The 6,772-nt window shown below is 66.7% G+C and carries 5 protein-coding genes; 3 read left to right on the forward strand and 2 right to left on the reverse strand.

Annotated features, from left to right (window positions below; all coding sequences use genetic code 11):
* Position 1 precedes the first annotated feature (1 nt).
* Complete coding sequence (locus SPR01S_RS15710) at positions 2–1,198, forward strand: glycosyltransferase (RefSeq protein ID WP_066591044.1); 1,197 nt, start codon at positions 2–4, stop codon at positions 1,196–1,198.
* On the opposite strand, the gene SPR01S_RS15715 is transcribed toward SPR01S_RS15710, so the two are convergent.
* On the reverse strand, positions 1,176–2,633 hold the full coding sequence (locus SPR01S_RS15715) for a glycosyltransferase family protein (RefSeq protein WP_157082296.1): 1,458 nt from the start codon (positions 2,631–2,633) through the stop codon (positions 1,176–1,178). The genes SPR01S_RS15710 and SPR01S_RS15715 overlap by 23 nt on opposite strands.
* Positions 2,634–2,793: 160 nt before the next feature.
* On the opposite strand from SPR01S_RS15715, the gene SPR01S_RS15720 reads away from it, so the two are divergent.
* Positions 2,794–4,413, forward strand: a complete 1,620-nt coding sequence (locus SPR01S_RS15720; protein ID WP_066591047.1) for an alkaline phosphatase D family protein — start codon at positions 2,794–2,796, stop codon at positions 4,411–4,413.
* Positions 4,414–4,548: 135 nt separating this feature from the next.
* On the opposite strand, the gene ubiG is transcribed toward SPR01S_RS15720, so the two are convergent.
* Complete coding sequence (ubiG, locus tag SPR01S_RS15725) at positions 4,549–5,289, reverse strand: bifunctional 2-polyprenyl-6-hydroxyphenol methylase/3-demethylubiquinol 3-O-methyltransferase UbiG (RefSeq protein ID WP_084251238.1); 741 nt, start codon at positions 5,287–5,289, stop codon at positions 4,549–4,551.
* Between the two features lie 53 nt (positions 5,290–5,342).
* Here ubiG and SPR01S_RS15730 point away from each other — a divergent pair, with 53 nt between their 5' ends.
* A complete protein-coding gene (locus SPR01S_RS15730) occupies positions 5,343–6,641 on the forward strand; it encodes an aspartate kinase (protein WP_066591049.1) in 1,299 nt (432 codons plus the stop codon).
* Positions 6,642–6,772 lie beyond the last annotated feature (131 nt).

Here is a 6,772-nt window from a genome sequence, read left to right on the forward strand (position 1 = left end):
GATGCTGGTCGTCGACGTCAACGAATTCTACTCGCCGACCGGCGGTGGGGTGCGGACCTATATCGATCGCAAGATGTCGATCATGGCCGATATGGGCCACGAACTGATCTGCATTGCCTGCGGCAAGGAAGACCGGGTCGAGGAACGCGCCGGCGGCGGCAAGATCATCTACATCAAGTCGCCGGGCCTGCCGTTCGACAAGAATTACGGCCTCTTCTCGCGCCACGAGCCGATCTGGCGCTGGCTCGACCAATTGCAGCCCGACGTCGTCGAGACCTCGTCGCCATGGCGCCCCGCCTGGATCGTCGGAAAATGGCAGGGGAGCGCGCTCAAGTCGTTCTTCATGCACAACGACAATATAGCGGCCTATCCGATGCGCTGGCTCGAAGGGCTGGCCCCGCCCGAGCAGATCGAGGACGCCTGCGCCATCTATGCGCGGTACATGAACCGGTTTCTCGCGCTCTACGACACCGTCGTCACCAACGGCCCGGCGCTACAGAAGCGGCTGACGCGGCGTGGCGTCCGAATCGATGCCGCGATGACCCTGGGCATCGAGCGCAGCCATTTCTCGCCCAGCCTGCGCGACGAAAGGTTGCGCGCCGCGATGCTGCGGCAAGTCGGTCTGCCGCCCGAAGGACATCTGCTGATCGGGATCGGTCGTCATCACGGCGAAAAGCGCTGGCCGCTCGTCATCGATGCCGTGCGCATGGCGGGCGACAAATTGCCGGTCGGGCTGATGCTGCTCGGCACCGGCCCCGAGAGCAAGCGGCTCGAGACCCGGATCGACGGCAATCCGCATATCCGGCTGTTCCGCCCGGTTTACGAACGCAACGAGCTGGCGCGGATCATGGCGAGCGCCGACGCGCTGATCCACGGATCCGAGGCCGAGCCGTTCGGGCTGGTGCCGTCCGAGGCGATGGCGTCGGGATTGCCGCTGATCGTCCCCGATACCGGCGGCTGTGCCGAAGTCGCCGACCCGCTGACCAGCGAAACCTATCGCGCCCGCGATACCGCGGCGGCCGCGGCGGCGATCCAACGCCTGTTCGCGCGCGAACCCGCGATCCTGCGCAAGGCGGCGATCGTCGCCGCCGGCCGGGTCCGTACCGACCGCGAGCATGCGGTCGACCTGATGGCCTATTACCAGTCGCAGATCGACGCCCGCGATAGCGGCGGCCTCAGCGCAGCACGTAGAGCGTAAACTTCCCGTTCAATCGGGCGATGCCGACCGCGTGCGGCGCCGCCCAGGCCGCCAGCTTCGCCTCGAGCGCGGCATCCCCGCCCTCGGCGTCCGCATCGCCGCCGACCAGCACCGCATTGGGTAGCGCCGCACCGCCCAGAGTCTTCGCCGACACCAGGTTGAGCGCCCGCTCGCTCCCCGGATCGAGCAGATCGTGGCTGCGGAAATAGAATGGCCCCGCCGCGAAGCGCGGATCGATCGCGCGGCCGGTCGCGGCAACATATTGCGGCGACAGCGTCGCGACCATTCCGGTCACCCCTTGCTGGTCCATCGCCGCGCTCAACCGCGCCCCGTCCGTCACCGCATTGGCCATTGGCGCGCCATGCTCGGCGGTCAGCACCACCGCCTCGACCGACGGCGCCAGGCCGGCAAAGAAGAAGATGGCGAACACTATCCGCTCCCATCGCGCCGGCGGCATCTTGTCCCACAGCAATGCCAGCCGCACGAACAAGGGCGGCAGCACCGGCAACAGATATTGCCGCCAGGTCGGCTCGGGCAGCAGCGCCGCGACCAGTCCGGCCAGAATCAGCATGTCGAGCAATCGCGCCAGCCCCTGCTCGTCGCGCCGCCAGCGCGCCGCGACCGCGACGATCGCGGGCAGGGCCGTGCCCAGTGCGAGGAATTTGAGCGTATCGATCGCCTTGAATCCGAGCGACAATTTGAACGCGCGCCCGGCATCGCGGTACATCTGATCGGGGGCAAGCGCGGGAAAGGTCAGCATCTCGAACCGCGCCGCCTCGGGCGCCTGCGCGACCATCCAGCCGATCAGCGCGATCACCGGCAGGGCGCCGAGCGCGATCATCACCGGGCGATGCCGCCGGTCGAGCAAAGCCCAGACGAAATAGGCGGCGGCGGGGATGGCGTAACTGATCTTCGCCCCCGCTGCGAGCGCGAGCAGGAAGCCGGTCAGCAACGCGTGGCGTGTCGATCCCTGGCCTTGCGCGGCACGCACGATCAGCACCAGCGCGCCCGCCAGCGCCGCGGCGGGAAGCGCGTCGTTGCGCGCCGTCCCCGCGCTGAACAGCAGGATGTCGGTACCGGCGAACAAGGCGGCGGAGATGATCGCCATCCGCGGCGTTGCACCCGCGGTCCGCGCGGCGCGCCCGACCATCAGCACCGCGATCGCGCCCAGCACCGCGTTGAGCATCCGCAAGCCGGGCCAGGCGAGCGTTCCCAGACTGACCGCGAAGGGCGCGAACAGCACCGGCTGCAACGGCGTCTGGAAATAGGCGAAGTCGCGCCACGGCAGCGCGTTGCGCGCCAGGATCGCGGCGGCGACATATTGGCTCTCGTCGTGATTGACCGGCCGCAGCACCGACAGCACCGCGAACAGGAAGATCAGACCCAGGACCAGCGGTGCGCCCGCTTGCCCCCCACGCATCATCCGTAGCAACATGGCCGGTCCCGTACCGGACCTGTCACGAACGCGCCATATGAAGCGCGCAAGGGGGCGCGGTTTAGATTGGTTTTCACGGCTCCCCCAACCGGCCGCCCAATGCCATTATCCTATGGGTGGCCGGGTGGGGGGAGCGGGCCGGTACCGCAAGGAGAAACGCATGCTTCGGATCGATCGCCGTTCGCTTCTCGTCACCGGTACGCTCGGGCTTGGCGCCTGGAGCATCCCGGGGTTCGCGCAAACGACCAACGTCACCAACGCGACCGGCTTTACCCATTCGGTCGCGAGCGGGGAGCCGGCCAGCGACTCGATGCTGTTATGGACGCGCTACGTTCCGACTGACGGCAAGCCTGTCCACCTGACCGTCGAGCTTTCCGAACAGGCCGATTTCGCCAAAATCGCGGGCAACGGCATAGCGATCACCGGACCGTGGCGCGACTGGACGACCAAGATCACCGTCGATGGGCTCAAGCCAGGCACGAGCTATTTCTATCGCTTCGTCGGTCCGGACGGATCGAAGTCTCCGACCGGCCGGACGCGCACCTTGCCGACGGGATCGCAGGCCAAGGCGTTCAAGGCGGCGATCTTCTCCTGCTCGAACATGCCGTTCGGCTATTTCAACGCTTATGGCCATGCCGCGGCGCGCGACGATCTCGACCTCGCCATCCACCTCGGCGACTATTTCTACGAATATAAGACCGGCGGCTATCCTGCCCCGAAGGACACTGTGCGCTCCACCGAGCCGGCCAACGAACTGCTCCACCTCGCCGATTACCGCATCCGCTATGCCAGCTATCGCAGCGATCCCGACCTCCAGGCGCTCCACGCGCGACTGCCGATGATCGTGCAATGGGACGACCACGAATCGGCCAACCATTCGTGGGAAGGCGGCGCCGAGAACCATCAGCCCGACGAAGGCGACTGGACGCTGCGCAAGCTGGCCGCGATCCAGGCCTATCGCGAATGGATGCCGGTCAGCGACGAGCCGTGGAAGGCATACGATATCGGCGATCTCGCGACCCTGTTCCGCACCGAAACGCGCGTGCTCGCGCGCACCGAACAGCCCGACATCGCGCCCCTGTTCAAGGCCGCCGATCCGGTGGCAGCACTGAAGGCGTTCCGGGACGGCCCCTGGATGGACCCGGCCGCGACGATGATGGGGACGCAACAGGAAGACTGGCTGTTCCACGCAATGCGCCGATCGGTCGCTGCCGGGCAGAAATGGCAATTGGTCGGGTTCGGCACGATCCTGGGCGAAACCGTGATGCCCGCCGCCGCGCTGGACTGGGTCGACCCGAATGCTGGCGAGCGCGCGAAGAATTACGTCCTCGCCGGCATCCAGGCGGGGAAACTCGGCCTGCCGTTCAATTACGACAATTGGGGCGGCTATCCGGCGGCGCGCGCCCGCTTCCTGCGCGCCGCGCAGGGGATCAACGCCAATCTGGTCGTGATTTCGGGCGACAGCCACAATGGCTGGGCGTTCGACCTCACGCAGGGCGGCAAGGCGGCGGGCGTCGAGTTCGCCGGACACAGCGTGACCTCACCCGGCTACGAACATGAAGTGAAGATCGATCCGAAGACGGTCGCCGCCGGGCTGGTGGCGGGCAATCGCGAGCTCAAATGGTGCGATACCTCGCACCGCGGCTACATGGCGCTGACGATCACCCCGGAGACGGTGTCCAACGACTGGCTGTTCGTCGATACGATCCGGGCGAAGTCGCGCAATGCGGTGGTTGGGCACAGCACGAGCGTGGCGCGCGGCCGGAATGTGATGGCCTGAATTTCCTCTCCCTTTGGGAGAGGAAGGGAGCGGCGGAGCCGCGGAAAGGTGAGGGTAGGAAAGAGCCACCGAGCTCGACCCTCACCCTTCCGCGCCCTCCGGGCGCTCCTTCCCTCTCCCGCAGGGAGAGGGAACTTACCCCCTTACCGCGGTCAGCAAATAGTCGAGCTTGGTGTCGTCGCTCACGGCAAAGCCCTTGCCCGGCGAGAAGCTGAGCCCGCTGATGTCGACCACTTTCAGCCCCGCATCCTCGACCAGCTCGGTCAGTTCCTCCGGCGTCAGGAACTTGCTCCAATCGTGCGTCCCTTTGGGGATCATCCCGCTGCCCTCACCCACCGTGATCATCGCCAGCCGCGACAACGCGGTGCGGTTCGGCGTCGACAGCAGCATCAGTCCATCATCGGCCAGCGCGCCGGCCAGTCCGGCGACGAACGCCGCGGGATCGGTGACGTGCTCGATCACTTCCATGCTGGTGACGAGGTCGAACCGCTCGCCGGCCAATAGCTCGACGCTCCCCGCGCGATAATCGATCGCCAGACTCGATTGCGCGGCATGCGCGCGTGCCACGCCGATATTCTCCGCCGCCGCGTCGATCCCGGTGACCTCGGCGCCAAGCCGAGCCAGCGGCTCGCACAGCAATCCCGCACCACAGCCGATATCGACCGCGCGCTTGCCCGTCAGCGGCGCGAAGCCGGCCGGATCGCCGCTCCAATGCGCGTCGACCTGCCGCCTGATATAGCCCAGCCGCGGCGGGTTGAGCCGGTGGAGCATTGCCGACGACCCCTTGGGATCCCACCAGTCGCGCGCCAGCTTGCCGAAATGGGCGGCTTCATCGGGGTCTATAGTGGTTACAGACGTTACGGTTGCGCTTGTCATCGCGGCTTCCTATCAGGCGCGCCTCTCCAATCCAAAGGACTTCCGCTCCTCCGATGGCCGCGACCCCTGCCCGCATCGTCATGAAGTTCGGCGGCACGTCGATGGCGGGCATCGAGCGAATCCGCACCGTCGCCAATCGCGTCAAGCGCGAGGTCGATGCCGGCAATCAGGTCGCCGTGGTGGTGTCGGCGATGGCCGGCGAGACCGACCGGCTGGTCAATTTCTGCCGCGAGGCGTCGTCGCTCTACGATCCCAAGGAATATGACGTCGTCGTCTCCGCGGGCGAGCAGGTCACGTCGGGCCTGCTGGCGATCGCGCTCCAGGCGATCGGCGTGCCGGCGCGCAGCTGGCTCGGCTGGCAATTGCCGATCCATACCAGCGACGCGCACGCCTCTGCCCGGATCGAGGAGATCGACACCACCGCGCTCGACCGCGCGCTGGCCTCGGGCGAAGTCGCCGTGATCCCGGGCTTCCAGGGCGTGGCCGACAGCGCCGATGGCGAACAGGGCCGCGTCACCACGCTCGGCCGCGGCGGCTCCGACACGTCGGCGGTCGCGGTGGCGGCGGCGATGAAGGCCGATCGCTGCGACATCTACACCGATGTCGACGGCGTCTACACGACCGACCCGCGCATCGTGCCGAGAGCCCGCAAGCTCAAGAAGGTCACGTACGAGGAAATGCTTGAGCTCGCGAGCGTGGGGGCGAAAGTGCTCCAGACGCGCTCGGTCGGGCTCGCGATGAAGGAAAATGTCCGCGTCCAGGTGCTGTCGTCGTTCACCGGCGATGACGCGCCGATGGCGGACACGTTGCCCGGGACGATGATCGTGGGCGAAGAGGAGATCGACGACATGGAACGCCAGCTGATCACCGGCATCGCGCACGACAAGAACGAGGCGAAGATCACGCTGACCAACGTGTCCGACACGCCGGGTTCGGTCGCGGCGATCTTCGTGCCGTTGGCCAAGGCCAATATCAACGTCGACATGATCATCCAGAATATCGCGCACCAGTCGCAAGGGCGTACGGGGTCGACCGACGTCACCTTCACCGTTCCCGCGGTCGACCTGGCGCGAACGATCCAGGCGCTCAACGAGGCCAAGGAATCGATCGGCTTTGACGAACTGGTCCACGACACCCGGGTCGCCAAGATCTCGGTGGTCGGCGTCGGCATGAAGAGCCATGCCGGCGTCGCGTCGAAGATGTTCACCACGCTCGGCGAGCGCGGGATCAACATCCAGGCGATCTCGACCAGCGAGATCAAGGTGTCTGTACTGATCCACGAGGATGAGACTGAGCTCGCGGTGCGGGTACTGCACACGGCCTATGGGCTGGATGCGGAGGAAGCGGCGTAACAAAAACCTTCTCCCCCTGGGGGAGAAGGATAGCGCAGCTTGGGACCCCGGCCTTCGCCGGGGTGCCTAGCGAAGCTTGGTTGAGGGGTAACGGCGCGAAGCGCCGCGCGACCGCCTCGCGGTCGCTCCCC

Origin of the sequence: Sphingomonas pruni NBRC 15498 (genome assembly GCF_001598455.1) — a bacterium.
GTDB classification, from domain to species: Bacteria; Pseudomonadota; Alphaproteobacteria; order Sphingomonadales; family Sphingomonadaceae; genus Sphingomonas; species Sphingomonas pruni.

Excerpts from the sequence above, each read along its gene's own strand:
- SPR01S_RS15730 (WP_066591049.1), top strand. The coding sequence starts at position 5,343 with ATGGCCGCGACCCCTGCCCGCATCGTCATGAAGTTCGGCGGCACGTCG.
- SPR01S_RS15720 (WP_066591047.1), top strand. The coding sequence starts at position 2,794 with ATGCTTCGGATCGATCGCCGTTCGCTTCTCGTCACCGGTACGCTCGGG.
- SPR01S_RS15710 (WP_066591044.1), top strand. The coding sequence starts at position 2 with ATGCTGGTCGTCGACGTCAACGAATTCTACTCGCCGACCGGCGGTGGG.
- SPR01S_RS15715 (WP_157082296.1), bottom strand. The coding sequence starts at position 2,633 with ATGTTGCTACGGATGATGCGTGGGGGGCAAGCGGGCGCACCGCTGGTC.
- ubiG (WP_084251238.1), bottom strand. The coding sequence starts at position 5,289 with ATGACAAGCGCAACCGTAACGTCTGTAACCACTATAGACCCCGATGAA.